At 67.5% G+C, this 17,019-nt stretch carries 16 protein-coding genes and 2 pseudogenes; 11 read left to right on the forward strand and 7 right to left on the reverse strand.

The genetic code is table 11. The features are described from left to right. The first annotated feature begins 7 nt into the window (after positions 1-7). On the forward strand, positions 8-1,264 hold the full coding sequence (locus tag ACTWQC_RS18975; protein WP_443316907.1) for an MFS transporter: 1,257 nt from the start codon (positions 8-10) through the stop codon (positions 1,262-1,264). A gap of 28 nt (positions 1,265-1,292) precedes the next feature. Here the strand turns inward: ACTWQC_RS18975 and ACTWQC_RS18980 are convergent, their stop codons facing one another. Further along, positions 1,293-2,348 (reverse strand): LuxR C-terminal-related transcriptional regulator, encoded by a 1,056-nt coding sequence (locus ACTWQC_RS18980; protein ID WP_443316908.1) that lies wholly within the window; start codon positions 2,346-2,348, stop codon positions 1,293-1,295. Positions 2,349-2,778: 430 nt separating this feature from the next. On the opposite strand from ACTWQC_RS18980, the gene ACTWQC_RS18985 reads away from it, so the two are divergent. After that, positions 2,779-3,090, forward strand: coding sequence for a beta-ketoacyl synthase N-terminal-like domain-containing protein (locus ACTWQC_RS18985; protein ID WP_443316977.1), 312 nt, complete (start codon positions 2,779-2,781; stop codon positions 3,088-3,090). Positions 3,091-3,161: 71 nt separating this feature from the next. After that, positions 3,162-3,446, forward strand: a complete 285-nt coding sequence (locus ACTWQC_RS18990; protein ID WP_443316909.1) for a hypothetical protein — start codon at positions 3,162-3,164, stop codon at positions 3,444-3,446. 997 nt (positions 3,447-4,443) lie between these two features. Here the strand turns inward: ACTWQC_RS18990 and ACTWQC_RS18995 are convergent. Continuing rightward, positions 4,444-5,236, reverse strand: a pseudogene (locus ACTWQC_RS18995) (transposase). A gap of 308 nt (positions 5,237-5,544) precedes the next feature. Between ACTWQC_RS18995 and ACTWQC_RS19000 the strand changes: the two are divergent. From ACTWQC_RS19000 to ACTWQC_RS19015, 4 genes are all read left to right on the forward strand, one after another. Next, complete coding sequence (locus ACTWQC_RS19000) at positions 5,545-6,024, forward strand: hypothetical protein (protein WP_443316910.1); 480 nt, start codon at positions 5,545-5,547, stop codon at positions 6,022-6,024. Positions 6,025-6,140: 116 nt separating this feature from the next. Continuing rightward, positions 6,141-6,638 carry a hypothetical protein gene (locus tag ACTWQC_RS19005; protein WP_443316911.1) on the forward strand — a complete coding sequence of 166 codons (498 nt, stop codon included), beginning with the start codon at positions 6,141-6,143 and terminating at the stop codon, positions 6,636-6,638. Continuing rightward, a complete protein-coding gene (locus ACTWQC_RS19010) occupies positions 6,623-7,762 on the forward strand; it encodes an MAB_1171c family putative transporter (RefSeq protein WP_443316913.1) in 1,140 nt (379 codons plus the stop codon). Before ACTWQC_RS19005 ends, ACTWQC_RS19010 begins: the two co-directional genes overlap by 16 nt. 16 nt (positions 7,763-7,778) lie before the next feature. After that, positions 7,779-8,102: an MTH1187 family thiamine-binding protein gene (locus ACTWQC_RS19015; RefSeq protein ID WP_443316914.1), complete on the forward strand. Its 324-nt coding sequence runs from the start codon at positions 7,779-7,781 to the stop codon at positions 8,100-8,102. Positions 8,103-8,254: 152 nt separating this feature from the next. Here the strand turns inward: ACTWQC_RS19015 and ACTWQC_RS19020 are convergent. Next, positions 8,255-8,622: pseudogene (locus tag ACTWQC_RS19020) on the reverse strand (transposase); the annotation flags it as partial. Between the two features lie 103 nt (positions 8,623-8,725). On the opposite strand from ACTWQC_RS19020, the gene ACTWQC_RS19025 reads away from it, so the two are divergent. Further along, positions 8,726-8,968, forward strand: a complete 243-nt coding sequence (locus tag ACTWQC_RS19025; RefSeq protein WP_443316915.1) for an integrase core domain-containing protein — start codon at positions 8,726-8,728, stop codon at positions 8,966-8,968. A gap of 855 nt (positions 8,969-9,823) precedes the next feature. Here the strand turns inward: ACTWQC_RS19025 and ACTWQC_RS19030 are convergent. Next, entirely contained in the window at positions 9,824-10,228 is a 405-nt protein-coding gene (locus ACTWQC_RS19030) for a type II toxin-antitoxin system PemK/MazF family toxin (protein WP_443316916.1), read from the reverse strand. 165 nt (positions 10,229-10,393) lie between these two features. On the opposite strand from ACTWQC_RS19030, the gene ACTWQC_RS19035 reads away from it, so the two are divergent. Beyond that, a complete protein-coding gene (locus ACTWQC_RS19035; protein WP_443316978.1) occupies positions 10,394-11,620 on the forward strand; it encodes an IS701 family transposase in 1,227 nt (408 codons plus the stop codon). A gap of 134 nt (positions 11,621-11,754) precedes the next feature. Continuing rightward, positions 11,755-12,216 carry a pyridoxamine 5'-phosphate oxidase family protein gene (locus ACTWQC_RS19040; RefSeq protein WP_443316917.1) on the forward strand — a complete coding sequence of 154 codons (462 nt, stop codon included), beginning with the start codon at positions 11,755-11,757 and terminating at the stop codon, positions 12,214-12,216. Between the two features lie 114 nt (positions 12,217-12,330). Here ACTWQC_RS19040 and ACTWQC_RS19045 read toward each other — a convergent pair whose 3' ends face one another. Continuing rightward, positions 12,331-13,101 (reverse strand): transposase family protein, encoded by a 771-nt coding sequence (locus ACTWQC_RS19045; RefSeq protein WP_443316918.1) that lies wholly within the window; start codon positions 13,099-13,101, stop codon positions 12,331-12,333. A gap of 17 nt (positions 13,102-13,118) precedes the next feature. On the opposite strand from ACTWQC_RS19045, the gene ACTWQC_RS19050 reads away from it, so the two are divergent. Further along, the gene (locus ACTWQC_RS19050) at positions 13,119-14,549 is read left to right on the forward strand and encodes a carboxylesterase/lipase family protein (RefSeq protein WP_443316979.1); all 1,431 of its coding nucleotides are present in this window, start codon (positions 13,119-13,121) and stop codon (positions 14,547-14,549) included. A gap of 170 nt (positions 14,550-14,719) precedes the next feature. Here the strand turns inward: ACTWQC_RS19050 and menC are convergent, their stop codons facing one another. Together menC and ACTWQC_RS19060 are read right to left on the reverse strand one after the other, a co-directional pair. Continuing rightward, positions 14,720-15,835, reverse strand: coding sequence for an o-succinylbenzoate synthase (gene menC / locus ACTWQC_RS19055; protein WP_443316919.1), 1,116 nt, complete (start codon positions 15,833-15,835; stop codon positions 14,720-14,722). Further along, positions 15,832-16,896, reverse strand: a complete 1,065-nt coding sequence (locus ACTWQC_RS19060) for a chorismate synthase (protein ID WP_443316920.1) — start codon at positions 16,894-16,896, stop codon at positions 15,832-15,834. The genes menC and ACTWQC_RS19060 overlap by 4 nt, the downstream gene beginning before the upstream one ends. Positions 16,897-17,019: the final 123 nt, after the last annotated feature.

Consider the following 17,019-nt stretch of genomic DNA (forward strand, 5'->3'; position numbering starts at 1 on the left):
CACCCCCATGTCTGCACCGACAACCCCGTCCCCCACACCCCAGGGCCGCTGGCGCTCCCACGCGGTGACCCTGGCCTTCGGCACGTTCGTGGTGGGGACCGACGCCTATGTCATCGCCGGCGTCCTGCCCGACATCGCCGACGCGCTGAACGTCAGCGTCGCCGCGGCTGGCCAGCTGGTCACCGTCTTCGCCATCGCCTACGCGGTTCTCGCCCCGGTCCTGGCGGGGCTGACCTCCCACTGGCCCCGGCGCGGGTTGCTCGTCACCGCGCTCGTCACGTTCGCCGTGGGCAACGCTGTGACCGCCGTGGCGCCCGGTTACGCCTCCGCCATGTGCGGGCGCGTCGTCGCCGCGGCGGGCGCCGCGATGTTCACCCCGAACGCCGGGGCGACCGCGGCCCACCTGTCCGGCCCGGAACGCCGCGGCCAGGCCTTCTCCATCGTGACCGTGGGCCTGTCCTCCTCCCTGGTCCTGGGCGCGCCCCTGGGCACGCTGCTCGGGCAAGCGCTGGGCTGGCAGGCGACCATGTGGTTCGTCGCGGCCCTCGGTATCGCGGTCGTCCCGCTGCTGGCGCTGCGACTGCCGGAGATCCGGCTGGCGTCCGGGTCCGGCTTCGGTCAGCGCATGTCCCCGCTCACCGACCGCAAGGTGCTGGGCGTCCTGCTGGTGACGGTGGTGGCCTTCATCGGGATCTTCATCCCGTACACCTACATCAGCGAGGTGTACGCGCCGGTGACCGCGGGCCACGACAATCTGCTGACCATCCTGCTGCTGGTGTTCGGCGTCGCGGGAACCGCGGGCAACCTGGTGGCCGGTTCCCTCGCCGACCGGCAGGGCCCCCGCAGGGTCGTCTCCCTCGTGACGCTCGCCTTGGCGGCCGTCTTCGTCGTGACCGTGGCGGCGCGCAACGAACTGATCACCGCACTGCCGGTGATCGTGGTTTCCGGCTGGCTGTCGTGGTCGGTACTGGCACCGCAGCAGCGGCGCATCGTCGACCTCGCCCCGCGCGAGCCGGCGCTCAGCGTTGCGCTGAACGCCTCCGGCGCGTACGTCGGGATCTCCCTTTCCGCGGTGGTCGGCGCGATCGGGCTGGACGCGTTCGGCGCCGCCCGGCTCCCGCTCCTCGCCGCCGGCGTGCTCGTCCTGGCGAGCGCGCTGACCTGGGTGACCGGTGGACGCACGCGACAGGTGGCGGCCGAGGACGAGGCGGTGGGCTCCGGGGCGACCCGCGGCACGGCGGCCGAGAGCAAGGCCGCACGCTGACGTCCCCTCGGGCGGCGTGCCGGGCGCCTCACGCCGACGCGTGGGACAAGGGATCCAACAGCCACGAGGCCCGCACGAGGCCGACGTGGGCGGCGGAGACACCCGCCTGGAAGCGGCTCTGCACGCCGAGCCGGTCCATGATCGCCGCGATGTGCCTGCGGAACGTCCGCTCGGACATACCGAGGCGGCGGGCAATAACCTCGTCCTTCAGGCCCGTGGCCAGAAGTCCGAGGATGGCGTTCTGCACGGCTCCGAACGCCTCGCCGTACCCTGCGGAGCTGCTGTCGAAGTCAATGCCGGAGTCCCAGGCGTGAGCGTGCAGTCGGCTCAGGATCTCCACGGCCGCGGCGTCGTAGACGACGGTCACGTCCGGGGCCGAGGGGGGCTCCGCGGCCTCGGGAGCCTGCGGTGCCTTCGGGTCTTCAGGCGCGAAGGCGAACGCCGTGCTCCCGTCGAAGATGAGCAGGTTCTCCGGCGGTTCGTCGGACGTGCGGACGCGGGCCCCGGCCGCCGCGATGCCACTGAGCAGCGTGCGCACCTGCGTATGGGCGCGCGCGGTGTGCGGCGCAATGAGGCGTACGTCGATCCCGCGTCGGAGCAGGGAGACGAGGAAAGGCTCGGCCACGCGGAGCGGGTACGCGTCACCGATGTCGCCCGACTGCATGAGGAAGACCTTGGAGGAGCAGTGGGCAGCGGCGTCGGCCAGCCGCCACTGGATCTGCTCACGGTCCCGGGTGGTGATGGACGTCTCGCTGTGTAATCCGGACCGCTGCACCGCGTCGTACACGTCACCGAAACGCTGCAGCCTGCTGTGGATTTCAGACAGGGTGAGACGTTTGTCGGATATCTCCTGTTCTATCGGGGCGACCAGCTCCACATGCGCCTTGCTCGGACTGATGCCGATCAACCTGGTCCGGTCGTCCGCCAGGAAGGTGATGAGCTTCAGGTCGGCCAGATGCCGCAGGGAGTTTTCGACGTAGTCGGGGGGGACGTTGAAAGTTTCCTGGATTTCACCTGCGGAGGCCGAGGACTGCCGCAAGACCCAGGCGTAGACATCGGCGGAGAACTCCTCATCAGGGATCATGAAGTAACACTCGCTTCGGGTGCACTGGATGACGGTCTCAGGTGTGGGCCGACGACCGGCGACCGTGCGGGTGGTCGGCTGGGGGTGTCAAGCGATTGCGGCGGGCGCGAGAAGCACCGGGCTCAGGCCGCCCATGCTTCAGGACGGCCTCCGGACCGGAAGTGGGGGTGAGATCGAGCCGAACACGGACAGGCCTCTCCGAGGGCCCAGTTGCAGAGGAATTTCAAGCCGCGGTGTTCCACCGGAAGCAAGTCCTTGAGAGGACGGCGGAAGACCGCACCGCGGCTCTCGCGTCGCGTCGGGGCCGGACAAGGGCATCCAGGCGTTGCCGCTCTGCCCCACGGCCCATCACAGCCGCAGCAATGGTCCTACTAGGGGTAGTCACGTACGCTCCGTTGCGGTGAGTTGGCGAGACCATGACATCTTGGCCGTGCGGGCTCCCTGCTGCACGTCGTGCGGGAAGCCTTGGAGCCGGCCGGGTTACGCCCCTCCCGGCTCGCGGGCAGCCGGGGCGGCGTGTTTCGTCGGGCAGGCGACGTCGGTGCACGCGGAGACCAATCCTCGGGCCCACGAGCCCGATGTCCGCAGCATGGTGGGCAGCCGGCTGCGTGCCGTCACGGCCGGCCGCATCTCCTACGCCCCCGACCTGCGCGGGCCGAGCGTCGTGCTGGACACCGCGTGCTCCTCGTCGCTGGTCGCCGGTGCACGCCGCACGGCAGAGTCTGCTCACCGGCGAGAGTGACCTGTGCATCGCCGCGGGTGTCAACGTCATCATGTCCCCGCACGACTCCATCGCCTACTCCCAGGGAGACATTGATCGGTCAAGGCAGCGGTCACGCCGAGGCCGCAGCCGGCATCGCTGGGCTGATCAAGGCGGCGCTGATCCTCCGGCACGGTGTCATTCCCGCGTCGCTGCACCTCGAAGAGCGGCACACCCTGCTTGCGCAGGATGGCTTCCCGGTGCGTGTGGTGACCCGCAACCACTTTCCGGTCCGCGCACCAGCTTCGGAACAGCTGACTCCGGCCTGTCAAGTTGGCGGGGATCTGTTCCTGTGTGAAGCCTACGTCGGGCAGAAAATTGACCATACAATCCTGTGATTTCTTCGCGGATCCGAGTAGCTTGCGGAGCTCGTAGATATTGGTCTGCATGGCAGTTGAGACGGTGGCCGGCGGCTGATCCGGCCATAGTTCTTCGATGAACTTCCTCATGGAGACGGCCTGCCTTGCGAGATCAGCAGGAGAGCCAAGAGTGTGCGCAGTTTTGGAGCCAGCACCACGGCATCGCGACTGCCGGACAATACTTCGAGATTCCCAGTAACCGGGAAACGCATTCCATTGCCTCAGCTTCCTTGGTTGAAAGTTGCAACCCCGACTTGCATGGCATAAATGGAGTCACAGAATTTCGCATCACTTCGGACGAATGGACGCGCATCGGGAATTCATTTGCGCGGCAGCGACCCGGTCCGGGAGTCCGTCCACCAGCCGGTGGTTCAGCTGAAGTTCGCCATACACCGCTCTGCGGCGGGCGCTTGACTGGCAACTGGAGTCCATGTGAGATCTTGGTACACAATTCCCCCACTCGGTTTCGGCATCAGTGTCTCGTGATGCATATGGGTCAGGTGCAGGTGCCAATCGACTGGCGGCCGACATTCGGGAGCGTCCAGAACATCAGCCGGTCCCATCCAACGATTAATGGGACGGGGCTCAGTGTCGGGGCACTGTCGCATGGACTCCGGCGCTATCCAGCGAGCCACCAGCGACGTCGAGGCTATAGACGGTGCAGTCAGAACGTCAACTGATGTGAACGCGATCGAGCCAACTGTTCATAACAGCTGTCGAGAGCTGGCCGCGCGCGCGAACAGAGCTGAGTCTCGTAATCCGATTCCGCCGTGGGAAACCGCAGCCGAGGCTGACCCATGGCAGGTCAACTGCCAGGCCTGACCTCTCCGTTTCGCTTCGGATTGCTGAGCTGGCTGGCTGCGGTGGACTGGTGATTCGGTGGTTGGTCGCTGGGCGGGCATGGCTGGGGCCCGACGCTTGGGCCGGGTGCTCAAGGGTCCCTCGGGTCGTGGGTGGGCAGGGACAGTGCCGCAGGTCAGGTGGCCGGTCGCGACAGGGCCATGAGGCGGACGAACGCGCTGCCGAGTTCGTGCCTCCAGGGCCAGGTCGCGGCGATCCGCAGACGGAGGCGGCGGCCGGCCGCGAGCGATGCCGGCGGCGTGCAGTAGCCGGTAGCGGAGCTTTTCGGTTCCACGGTGGCCAACTCGCCTTCCAGCAGCAGGGTCTGAGTCGTATCGGCGAGCAGGTCGGCGGCGCTCAGCGCGAGTTCGAGCCTGCTTGGTTGAGGGCGAAGTGACGGGAGGGTAAGCGGCCCAAGCCGGTGGTCTTGCCGCAGCGGATGCGGTCCCCGACGCGGGCGTGGGCGCGATGGCGGACCTCCAGGTGCTGCAGGAAGCCTTCGCCGTAGGGGTGTCGGTCAGGAGGACCTAGTGGCGGATGTCCTCGTCGAAGTCGACGCGCGACAGCACAGGCCGTGCGCAGTGCTGCCAGCGCCGTGTGGTCGATGCCGTTCAGCAGGCGCCAGGCGGTCGGGGTGGAGGTCACCGGGCCGAAGACCCCGGCCTGGTCGCGCAGCAGGGCCAAGTCGGTGATGGCTTCGCCTCCGTCGGCGAGCATCACGCGATCCTGCCGGGGTTGTGTGCGGTGCCGCGCGGCTGCAGCCGCCTGAGCGCGTCGGTGAACGCGCCGGTCAGGCCGGTGGCTTCGGCGATATCTGCCAGCAGGCGGGATCCGGCATGGTTGATGACGGCCCCGTGACCGTCAGCCGAGGCGACGAGTTTGGGACGCGACCCCGGGGGCCCTGCTGCGTCTGTGGCCGCTCCAACCAGCGGTAAGGCTGATCACCTACTTCAAGATCGTCGCCCGCACCAAGAGATGACGATCTGGCGCTCCGGTTGCCACCAGAGGGGTCCAACGTGCCCTGAAGCGCGGTGATCTGAGGCAACGTTGTTGTTTCAGGCCGCATGCTGACCTCCAGTGCCTGTTCGGCTGGAAACGCTCGGCGCCAACTACAATAAATAGTAAAGGGGCGCCGAGGCGGTTCCCGTCTACCACCGTTTCGGGCAAGCTACAGAGTGTCACGCTAGTGGCATCACCAGGTACACCTGTTGGTGCCCTACCGAGGGGTGCATAGCTGATGGACGCCAGCAAAGACCAGCCGGGCGACAGCCGGCTGACGATGGCGGCGAGGCTCGATCATCTGCTCAAGTGGCGCACTGGGCTGAGTGAGGGTGGCACACCGTCGTACAAGACACTCGCGGCGCAGATCGCGGCGCAGTCCGGGGAGACGTTCTCCGGCGCATACCTGTGGCAACTGCACCGCGGGGAGCGCGCCAACCCGACTCTGCGGCATCTTTGCGCCTTGGCTAAGTACTTCGACGTGCCGGTGTCGTACTTCACGGACGACGATGTGGCTCAGAGGATGATCGACGATGAGCTCCTCGCCACTCGAGAATTGAATCAGTCCATGGCCGAGGCCGGAGTAAGTGCCGTATACCTCCGGGGCGACCTCGCGGCTCTCTCCCCAGAGGGAAAGCGTATGGCTGCAGACATGATCCGGCAGATTCGCGAACTGGAACAGAACGCGAAAAGGCCCCCGTCACCTCCGCACTCATGAGCCGACCCAGTCACACGACGTGGCGCGGCTACCGAATCATGTGCCCTCCCGCTCCGACGAACCCTGGAGATTCGACAGAAATGCGCTGGAGACGCCTGCGCCGCCGGTGTCAGAAGGTGATCAGTGAGATCCTCTTACCTGAGCCTTTCTCCGCACAGGAGCTCTGTGACCAACTCGCGCGGGAGCGGGCCCGTCCGCTGCATCTGCTCCCGTTTCCGACGCCATCGGTTCCCAATACTCCATCAGGCATGTGGCTCGTCGCCGAGTACGGGGACTACATCTTCTACGACTCGCAAACCAGCCCCCTGCATCAGGAGCACATCATCGTGCACGAGATCGGGCACGTGGTGTGCAACCACCGGTCGGCTGGCGACGACCAGCGATTGTATCGGCACATCGATATCGCAGACCCGGAGTCCATCCGTCAGGCGCTGCCCCGAATCCGATACTCTGACCAGCAGGAACAGGAAGCGGAGATGATCGCTAGCCTCATCTTAGAGGCTGCTGGCCGTGTGCCCGCCGCGACACTGCTCTCCGGAATGCTTGGCGGGCTGGAGTCCGCCATGGGACTGCGGACGGCTCGCCACTCGGGAGCATCGTGCCCACGTACATAGAGAGCGTCGGCATCACCGCCCTGTGGGTGGTGGCGGCTGTGCGCGCTCGGCAGGGCATAGCCGATCGGGAGCAGCGGCCCTTGTGGTTCGCGATCGTCATGATCGCCCTTGCAATGTCGACACATCTCGAACCCGTCACGGCTGCTCTAGCGCATGTGGCCCCGAATGCGCACTCGATCGACATGGCGACGCACCTGTTCGGTGCCATTGACGCCGCCGCGGTGCTGTGGTTCATCTTCGGAGCTGCAGGACGGCAGCGGCATACCACTCTGGTATTCGGTGCCGCCGCCACTGTGATGATCACTCTGCTCCTCCTCGACGCCCATGCTCCTCCGCACGTCCGCAACGCAATCGCCCCCTCAACCGCAACGCCGAGCGTTCCGGATGCATACTGGTGGGTCTTTTTCTCCTTCCATCTGGCTGCGGACACCACCTGCGGGCTCGTGTGCTGGGGCTACGGCCGGCACGACACCCCGCGGCTATTACGCTATGGACTGCGTCTGTTTGGCACCGGCATGCTCCTGGCGGACTTGCTGTGGGTTCTCAAACTTGCCTACCTGCAGACCCGTTCGCCAGCCATCGGCTCGCTGTTCTCGCCAGTCACCGGCGTCGAAGCCTTGTTCATGGCCGTGGGGGTTGCGATACCTGTCCTGGCCCAGGTGCACGACCGCTGGCGGGATGGGAGGTCGTACCGGGCGCTCGCCCACTTGTGGCTGGACCTCATCACTGCCAGCCCGGATGTCATCCTCGGACCCGGTCATCGCTTTCGTGGCATGGCGGTCCCACTCCAGCTCCGCCTATACCGTCGAGTGATCGAGATCAGAGACACAATGATCGTGTTGCGGAACTATGTCACGCCGACCGCCCTCGATCTGGCACGGCAGCACGCCACCGACCAAGCCGTCCCTGAGCACTTGAGCGATGTTCACGTGACCGCCTGCTGGCTCACCGCCGCTCTGCAGGCCAAGCATGACGGCATGGCCCCCCAGCCCCAGATAGCCAACCTCGCTGGCGCCGGCGCGAGCGATCTCGCCGACGAGATCAGCTATCTGTTGCGGGTCGCAGAGGCTTATGCATCACCCGCCGTTCGTTCGTATAAGAAGTCGCTCGCCAGGGCGAGCTAACGAGAGGAAGAACACCGTGCTCGTCGCCTTCGCTTTGACCCCCATGGGCGTGGAAGCAACCGTCGCCGACTACATTGCTGACGCTGTGAAGATAGTCCGTGAATCCAGCCTCCCGAACCGGTCGGACTCCATGTACACAATGATCGAAGGTGAATGGGACGAGGTCATGGACGTGATCAAACGAGCTACCGAAGCTGTCGCCGCCAAAGCGCCTCGCGTCCAGCTCAGCGTCAAGGTAGACATCTGGCCCCACATGCCCCACCCCTTGGACGGAAAGATCGCGCTCCTCGAAAAGCGTGTCGCGGGCACCACCACACACTCGCCCGCAGCGACTCCGTAGTGTTGGGCAATCAACCGGCCCGGGTTCTGTGGAGAGACGGGCCTGCTCGTCCGTTAATTCCTGGAGGAGGCGGATGTGCGGGTTGAACACGGGCCTGAACTTAGCCTGTCGTGACACGAAAATTCTTCAGTGGCACATATCGCCGTGGCTGGTCAGGCCGCTTCGACGGGCTGGAGGGCGACCAGGTAGCCGAGTTGGTTGAGCTGGCTGACCAGCCGTCGGGTGGCGCGGGTCTTGCCGGTGCGCTCGAGGAAGTAGCCGCCGCCGAAGTCGTCGTGCGGGACGACGGAGGTGAGCATGTGCCAGATCGCGAGCCCGATTGAGTGTTCCAGCGCGACCAGGGCCCGGCGTTTGCCGCTTGGCGGGCGACCAGGCGCCGGCAGCGGGCGGCGAGGTAGGTGTTCTTGGTGCGGGCGGCGGTGCAGGCGGCCTGCCCGAGCGCAGCCTTGAGCCACGGATCGCCGTGCCGGGTGCGGCTGGTGGGCTGCTTGCCGGCCGATTCGCGGTTGTCCGGGCACACCCGGCCAAGGAGGCCAGAGGGCAGGTCAGCGCACTGAGCAGCGCGCACACATCCGGCGGGGGCCGCCTCGCACTCCGATCGCGCCCCCGAGCGTCCGAGCTGGGTGGGCAGCGTCCGCCGCGAGTGCACCGACCGGATGCTCATTATGGGGGAGCGGCATCTGCGTGCCGTCTTGGACACCTATACCAACCACTACATCGGGCATCGGCCGCACCAATCCCTGCAGCAGCGGGCGCCTGGGGCCCTAGAGACCAGGAAGTCGGCCTCGGTGTTCCCGCTGGAGGGCCAGATTAGGCGTGTCCGGCTTCTCGGCGGTCTAATCAACGAGTACCACCGTGCCGCATGAGGTCACCTGCTGGCACCGGAGTTCTTGACCAACTGCGAAACCGGATTTTTCGAACAGGACACGCCCGCGCAACCGCGCGAATCCCGCCATGCCGCAGAATCCGGGCCTCCCCCAATCAGCAGCCGACGCACTGGGATCTCATCAGGAACGCGCACACACATCAACGAGCCCCAGCGCGGGAAGCAACACGTTGATTATCTGCGAGCCCTTAGTTCACGTTGACATCCGCCACACGCCAGGTCTCCCCGATGCGGTTGACACGCACCCACGTGTACCCGTCTGGGCAGTTGATATCGACACGCACAGAGTCGGGGGTGTCCTGTGGGTCGCTGCCAGTCTCATAATTGGCGAGGTCAACAACGCAGGCAGCCTGAGGGAAGACGTACCGATCATCGTGGGTGAGTTCGGCAAGGGCCTCACTGCACGGCGCACCAAACCTTCCCGCCCGCAGACGGGGGTCGGCCAATCCACAGGCGAGATCCGCGTTTCCATCCGCCACAGCTTGGCTGAACTGTCGTGCGGCTTCGCGGGCGGTCTTCGCAGGTGACAACGACGAATTGCTGCTTTGGTCGGGGCCACTGCTCCGGGAGTGCGACGCCCTCGGTGAGGATGACGCCTTGTCGGTAGCCGAATCCTCCGACGAGGAGCCGCCACACCCGGCCAAAGCAAAGGCAAGGGTTGCTCCGACTAAGGCACCGACTGCACGGGTTTCCCACATGCGATCAGCCTAATACTCCAGCCGTAGATCGTGTTCTCGATGGTGAGGGGCGCCGAGGAGACAGGTGGTCAGTGTCGATCATCTGGACGAGATCGACCACGCCACCGAGGGTGTCCGTTCCTTCTCCGCCTACCCGACTACTCAAGTCCACCGAGACGGAGGGCGTCCCTTAATTCGCTGAGCTTCGCGGTCGTCGCCGGGGTCCGCTCCTTCGCCTGTCCAGCGAGTCGGAGGGCATCCTCAATCTCGTTGAGTTTCGCGTAGGGCAGGGCGCCCGCCCGCTCGATCAGGTCGTCTCGGGACACGGTGGTCAGCCACGTGCAAGGGGTAAAGCCCGGACACGGGAACGCGAACCGCAGCACGCCTTCAAAGGGCAGTCCTTCCTTGGCGCCTACTGCCACTTCGACGCCCAGACCGCTGATGTCGACGCCCGCCGGAGCCACGACCTGCATCACCCGGATCCTGGACGCGTCGCCTTCCGACAGCAGTACGACCGGCCGCCGCTCGTCGAACTCGACCCACCAGACTTCGCCACGTTGCACATGTCCTCCTGACACAGGACCGCATGCGGACGCTGCGCGACCCTGACGCGCTGTGGAGACGGGTGCGGCCACGTTGATCATCGGTGTGTGAAGACAAACGATCACGCGGTGGCCGCAGGTCACAGTGTAGACCCTGCCCGCTGGCAGGAGGCGTTCGATGGCCTGATGAGCCGGATAGCCGGGCGGTTCGCGCGGGTCGAACCCCGCCTCCGGGCCAAGCGCTTGGTGCTGGGCCTGCTGTCGGATCTGCCGCGCAAGAACTGCTGGACGATCGCAGAGTGGGCCGGGGAGGCCACCCCGCACGGCATGCAGCATCTGCTGTGCAGGGCCGCCTGGGATGCCGAGGCCGTCCGCGACGACGTGCGCGAGTACGTCGTCGAGCACCTCCACGACGAGGCCGCTGTGCTGGTCGTCGACGAGACCGGCGACGTGAAGAAGGGCACACGCACCGTCGGGGTCCAGCGCCAATACACCGGCACCGCCGGGCGGATCGAGAACTCCCAGGTCGCCGTCTACCTCGTCTACGCCGGCGAGCGCGGGCACGCGACGGTGGACCGAGAGCTGTACATCCCGCGCTCCTGGACCTGCGATCCGGACCGCTGCCGGGCCGCGGGGCTCAGCGAGGACACCGTCTTCGCGACCAAGCCAGAACTGGCCCGGGTGATGATCGAACGGTTCCTGGACACTGGACACCGCGTCGGCTGGGTCACGGGTGACGAAGTCTACGGCGGCAACCCGAAACTGCGATCCGCGCTGGGAAAACGCGGCATCGGCTACGTCCTCGCGGTGGCCTGCTCAGCAGAAATGACCACCGGCGCAGGCACCTTCCGCGCTGATGCGCTGGTGAAGAAGGTGCCGAAGCGGGCCTGGCAGAAGCTCTCGGCCGGACGTGGCGCGAAGGGACAGCGGTTCTACGACTGGGCCGTCATCGACCTCGCCGAGGCGGCACCGGGCCACCACCAGTTGCTGATCCGCCGCAACCGCACCACCGGTGAACTCGCCTATTACCGCTGTCACTCCACCACGTCGGCATCCCTCGCCACCCTGGTCAAGGTCGCAGGTTCCAGATGGCGGGTGGAGGAGACCTTCCAAAGTGAGAAGGGGCTGGCCGGACTGGATGAGCACCAGGTCCGCCGCTACACGTCCTGGGCCCGCTGGGTCACCTTCGCGATGCTGGCCCATGCCTTCCTCGCCGTCGTCCGCGCCGACGAACACGCACACCGCCCCACGCCGGCCAACCTGATCCCGCTGACCTGTAACGAGATCCAGCGCCTGTTCATCAGTGTTGTTGTCCGGCCCGCTCACGGCCCGGCCCACCGGCTCAGCTGGTCCGCCTGGCGACGCAGCCACCAGGCGCGATCACGAGCCAGCCACTACCGGAGACAAGCGTGACTGAGCACTTCCGCTGGCCACCCTGAGCACCGAAGTTGGTCGCCCCGAGCCAAAAGCTGAGGGGTTCATCGGTCGCTGGGAGTAGGTCCTGCGCCTCAGGCGCGCTTCGCGCCTGCTGGCTAGGGTCGGTCCTCATGGAGACCACGGGAATCGTTCGCCGCCAGACGGCGGAGCGTATGCGCGACGCTCTGGAGCGGCTCGTTACCGAGCGGGATGTATGGGTGTCGACGGCTCACCCTGATCACGGGCCGCACCAGGTGCCGCTGTGGTTCTTGTGGGATGGACGAGCAGTGTGGGTGTGCACCAGCGCCACTTCCGTGACTGCGCGGAACGTCCGCAAAGAGCCGCGCGTGCGCCTGGCGCTACCGGACACCTTCGACGTGGTGCTCCTCCAGGGGGAGGCGGAGTGCTTCCCGGACCAGGAGGTGCCCGGAGACGCAGCGGAGGCCTTCGCCGACAAGTTCGGGTGGGATCCGCGCGTGGAAGAGGGTTCCTTTCTATATGTACGCGTGGCCCCGAGGACTGTGCGCGCTTGGCGCGGCGAGCCGGAACTACGCGGGAGAGTCATCATGCGCGACGGAATGTGGCTGGAATAACGGCCGTCCCTCGCCGACGCGCCTCTCTCGGATCACGATCTACAACTGGAGTACTAAAGCGTGTTGCAGAACGCCGTGATCAGGCAGCTTGAGCTGGGCTGTTGGCGTACCTGGTCATGAGGCGAGGGCGAGGTTGTGCATGCGGGCGACGGCCTGTACGGCGTGGTGGAGGCCGTCGCCGCGCTGCCTGCAGTCGCGGAGAATCTTGTAGTTCTTCATGCGGCCGATGACGTGTTCCACGCGGGCGCGGACTTTGCGGTGGGCGGCATTGTCCTCTTCCTCGCCCTTCAGCAGGGGGCGTCCGGGGCGTTTGCGGTGCGGGACGACGAGGCCGGTGTTGATGTAGGCGCCGTCGCCGAGCACGGTCACGCCCGCGCAATGCTCGGCCAGGCCGGAGTCGCGCCAGGCTTTCACGTCCGCGGTCGTGCCGGGTACCGGTCGGGCGGTGGCGATCACGAGCCTGGTGTCCGCGTCCACAATGACCTGCACATTCGCCGAGAAGCGGTAGTTGCGCGAGGAGGAACCCACGCTGCGGTCGCGGACCGGGACGAGGGTGCCGTCCACGATCCACAACCGATCAGTGGCGTCTGACCGCGCGCGGACCGGCTCGAGTGCGAGGAGTGGCCCGAGCCGCTGGATTACCCGGCAGACGGTCGCCGGCGAGACGCCGAATAGCGGGGCGAGCTGTCGCATGGTGAGGTTCGTGCGGTAGTAGACCGCGACCAGGAGCACGCGTTCGGCCAGCGGCAGCCGCCACGGACGGCCCCACCCGCAGCCATCGCCACCGCGTTCCCGGACCGCCTTCAGCAGCCGACCGAACTGCTCGGACCGCAGGCCCGTGAACGTCTCCACCCACACCCGCTCGGCCCTCAACACCCCACCCATACAAGAGAAATGCCCTGATCACGGCGTTCTGCAACACGCTTTACGCCGCCCCGCCCACCAGCGAGCGCCGCTGGGCGCCCCCCGCACCCGCCAAGAGGTGGCACGGCGTCCGGGACTCCACCGAGCCCGGCGCCGCCTGCCCTCAGACAGGCCTCACTCCGCCGGTCGGGCCCAAGTCCGACGACGAGGACTGCCTCTTCGTCAACGTCACCACTCCGCGCTCCGCCTCCACCAAGCCACGGCCCGTGATGGTCTATCTGCACGGCGGCGACCACACGGACGGCGCGGGCGCCATGCACGGTGCCCAGCGGCTCGCCGCCCAGGGCGATGTGATCGTGGTGACGGTCAACTACCGGCTCGCCGCCCTGGGCTACCTCGCCCATCCGGACCTGGACAAGCGCGGTGAGTCCGGCAACTACGGCTTCCTCGACCAGCAGGCGGCCTTGCGCTGGGTGCAGCGCAACGCAACCGCCTTCGGCGGCGACCCGGACAACGTCACGCTCTTCGGCCAGTCCGCCGGCGGCTACAGCACCTGCGCCCATCTGGTCGCCCCGTCATCGGCCGGCCTCTTCGACCGGGTCATCCAACAGAGCGCCCCGTGCACGGCCACCATGGGCCAACGAGACCGAGAGGACGCCCTGGCGGAGGGCGTGGCGACCGCCGCCGAGATCGAGAAGGAGCACAGTCTGGACGACTGGCGTACCGCCTCCCCCCAGCAACTGGTGAATCCCTTCGGTATGGGCCCCGAATACACGCCTGTCTACGGAGGCGGGCTGCTGCCCCGAACCCCCCGGGAGGCGTTCGCCACCGGGCAGTTCAACAAGGTCCCGGTGCTTCAGGGCATCAACCGCGACGAGGAGCGGGCCAGGGTCTACGGCCTTGAGCTGGCCAAGAAGGCCGCCACCGGCGACCCGGACGCGCAGATCGATCAGGCCGACTACCGCATGCGCCTGGAAGAAGAGTTCGGCAAGGAGCAAGCCTCCGTCATCGCCGCCCACTATCCCATCAGCGCCTACGACAACTCACCGGCCCTGGCCCTAGCGGCGGCCCTGACGGACGGCAACTGGGCCCGGCACTCCGTCGACAATGGTCGGGCGCTGTCCGGCCACGTGCCCACGTACACCTACGAATTCGCGGACAGCGATGTCCCTTGGTACTCGGATCCGAACTACCAGAAGCCCGATTTCGAGGTGGGAGCCGCGCACACCTTTGAGCTTCCGTACCTCTTCGAGCTCGACGCCTACGAGTCCCTCACCCCGTCGCAGCAGGGCCTGTCCAACGAGATGATCCGCATCTGGACGGACTTCGCCCGCACGGGCAAGGCGGACTGGACGCCCACCACCCCGGTGGCACTGAACGCGCAGTCCCTCGCCTCAGGGCCAGGCGGCATCCACCCCGTGGACTTCGCCAAGGACCACCGTTACGACTTCTGGAAATCCCTGCGCTGACCGCAGCCGCCGGGCGGCCTGGTCCTCCATCATGCCGGCCGCCCGGTCGGCGTGTGCGCCGTCGGGCCCGCGGGTGCGGTGCGGCCCTCGACGGCGTTGACGCGCCCCAAGTACCCGGGAGGGCACACCCAAGCGGCACCGGCCCCGCCCCCGTCACCACCGTCCCGTGATCACCGCCGTCCCGCGTACAACTCCCGAGTCGCCGTCGTGAACCGGGCAAGCGCGTCCGGCAGCGGGGCGATGCCGATGCCCGGGGCGGTGGGTACGGGCAGGTGGCCGTCCTGGAGGACGAACGGTTCGGTGATGTCCTCGGCGAAGTACCGGCTGGAGGCGGAGGTGTCGCCGGGGAGGGTGAAGCCCGGGAGGGCGGCGAGCGCCAGGTTGGGGGCGCGGCCGATGCCCGTCTCCAGCATTCCGCCGCACCACACCGGCACGCCGTGGGCGGCGGCCACGTCGTGGATGCGACGGGCTTCCGGATAGCCGCCGACGCGTGCCGGTTTGACGTTGACGACCCGGCAGGCGCCCATCGCGATCGCGGACGCCGCGTCGCGCGCGGAGTGGATCGATTCGTCCAGGCAGACCGGGGTGGCCAGACGCTTCTGGAGCTGGGCGTGGGCGTGGAGGTTGTCCTCCTCCAGCGGCTCCTCGATCAGCAGCAGCCCGAAGTCGTCGAGCTTCCGCAGGTGCTCGGCGTCGGCGAGCGTGTAGGCGGTGTTGGCGTCGACCTGGAGCGGGAGTCCGTCGCCGAAGCGCTCGCGTACGGCGCGCACCGGCTCGACGTCCCAGCCCGGCTCGATCTTCAGCTTGATGCGGATGTAGCCCTCGGCGAGGTACCGCTCGACGTCGTCGAGCAGTTCGGGCACGGAGTTCTTGATGCCGACCGAGACCCCGGCGGGCACCCGTTCGTGGACCGAGCCGAGAAAGGTCGCCAGTGACATCCCGTAGGCGCGCAGTTCGGCGTCCAGGAGGGCGGTTTCAAGGGCGGCCTTGGCGAGTTCATGGCCCTTGACGGAGGCCATGGCGGGGGCGACGGCCGCGGTCGTCGGCTCGGGCAGGGCGACGACGCGCGGCAGCAGGAAGTCCCGGATGACGATCTCGGCGCCGGCGACGAACTCCGAGCAGTACAGCGGCTCCGGGTCGGCAGCGAACTCCGACCAGCCCTCGGCCTCGTCGGTCACCACGTGCAGCAGGAAGGCGTCCTTGCTGGTCATCGTCCCGAAGGAGGTACGGAACGGGGTGACGAGCGGGATGGCGACGTGGAGCAGTTCGACGCGTTCGAGCTTCATTCCTGCTCCTCGGAAGCGGATTCGCGCGGGATCTTGGAAGTGGCCTCGGAAGGGGTCTCGACGGTGGCCTCGGCGCTGGTCTCCATCGTCGGGAGGGCGGGGGACCGGCGGGTCAGCAGGTACCAGCCGTCCCGAGACATGGCCGTCGCGCGCAGGCCCTCGGCGTACGCCTCGGTGAAGACCTCGCGCACGGCGTGCCGCCAGTCGAGCGCGAGCGCCGGGTCGGCGGCGCGCAGCGCGACGATGTCCTCGGGCACGCGGCACCACAGCCTGTCCGCGTCGCGCAGGGCGAGCGGGCCGCCGTCCGGTGCCCGGTGAACGACGTCGGCGGCGGAGCGGCCCTCGGCGGGGTCGTCCGTCCGTGTGGTCCCCGTCGCCAGGTCCCACACGACGGTCAGCCGGTCGCTCTCGTCGCCGTTGTTCACGCCGTCGCTCATCGGCCCGTAGAAGTCGACCAGGTACTCGCTGCCGACGGCGCCCAGCTTGACCAGGTTGAAGCGGGCGTTGCGGCTGACCAGCGGGTCGAAGGTCCAGCGCATGGTGGTGGCGCCCCGCTCCAGCGCCCACAGCCGCTGCGCCTGCTTGACCGCGAAGCCGACGCCCCGGCCGGACGCGGTCGCCGCCGCCACGAACGAGTACACGTCCCGCTCGGCGGGCGGCCCGAACACCGCCACCGCCGCCCCGGCGAGCCGTTCGCCCGACGGCCCGGCGCAGTACGCCGCGTGCACCGCGCCACCGGCGTGCACCAGGCTGTGCAGCACCTCCGAGGGGTAGGGCGGGGTGGCGCGCGGCGTCTGCCACACATCGGCGAAGAAGTCGGCCACGGCACGGATACCGGCCACGTCGTGCACGGTACGGACCGTGACCCCGGCAGCACGGGCCGCGGCGTCGGCGACGCCCTCCCAGGCGATGCGGGCAGCTTCCCCGGCCATGTGGGCTGCTCCCCCGACCGCGCGGGCTGCATCCGCGGCGCTACGGGCCACGTCCCCGGCGAGGACGCCCACGTTCGGCGCACCGGCCGCCGCCCCGGACCCGGCGGCGGAGATCGTCACAGGTGTCATGCCTTGAGTTTCCAGGGCCACAGGCCGTCGGCCATTGTCGTCAGGCACAATGAGGTCCCATGTCCCTCTTGCGATCAGCCAATGCCCTGAGCGGGCACCGTCCGATAAAAACGCCAATCGTCC

Origin of the sequence: Streptomyces sp. 8N616 (genome assembly GCF_052246385.1) — a bacterium.
Taxonomy (GTDB): domain Bacteria; phylum Actinomycetota; class Actinomycetes; order Streptomycetales; family Streptomycetaceae; genus Streptomyces.

What these genes read in the sequence shown, in the direction of transcription:
- ACTWQC_RS18975 (WP_443316907.1), top strand. Translation starts at nt 8, where the DNA reads ATGTCTGCACCGACAACCCCGTCCCCCACACCCCAGGGCCGCTGGCGC.
- ACTWQC_RS18980 (WP_443316908.1), bottom strand. Translation starts at nt 2,348, where the DNA reads ATGATCCCTGATGAGGAGTTCTCCGCCGATGTCTACGCCTGGGTCTTG.
- ACTWQC_RS19000 (WP_443316910.1), top strand. Translation starts at nt 5,545, where the DNA reads ATGGACGCCAGCAAAGACCAGCCGGGCGACAGCCGGCTGACGATGGCG.
- ACTWQC_RS19035 (WP_443316978.1), top strand. Translation starts at nt 10,394, where the DNA reads ATGAGCCGGATAGCCGGGCGGTTCGCGCGGGTCGAACCCCGCCTCCGG.
- ACTWQC_RS19040 (WP_443316917.1), top strand. Translation starts at nt 11,755, where the DNA reads ATGGAGACCACGGGAATCGTTCGCCGCCAGACGGCGGAGCGTATGCGC.
- ACTWQC_RS19045 (WP_443316918.1), bottom strand. Translation starts at nt 13,101, where the DNA reads ATGGGTGGGGTGTTGAGGGCCGAGCGGGTGTGGGTGGAGACGTTCACG.
- menC (WP_443316919.1), bottom strand. Translation starts at nt 15,835, where the DNA reads ATGAAGCTCGAACGCGTCGAACTGCTCCACGTCGCCATCCCGCTCGTC.
- ACTWQC_RS19060 (WP_443316920.1), bottom strand. Translation starts at nt 16,896, where the DNA reads ATGACACCTGTGACGATCTCCGCCGCCGGGTCCGGGGCGGCGGCCGGT.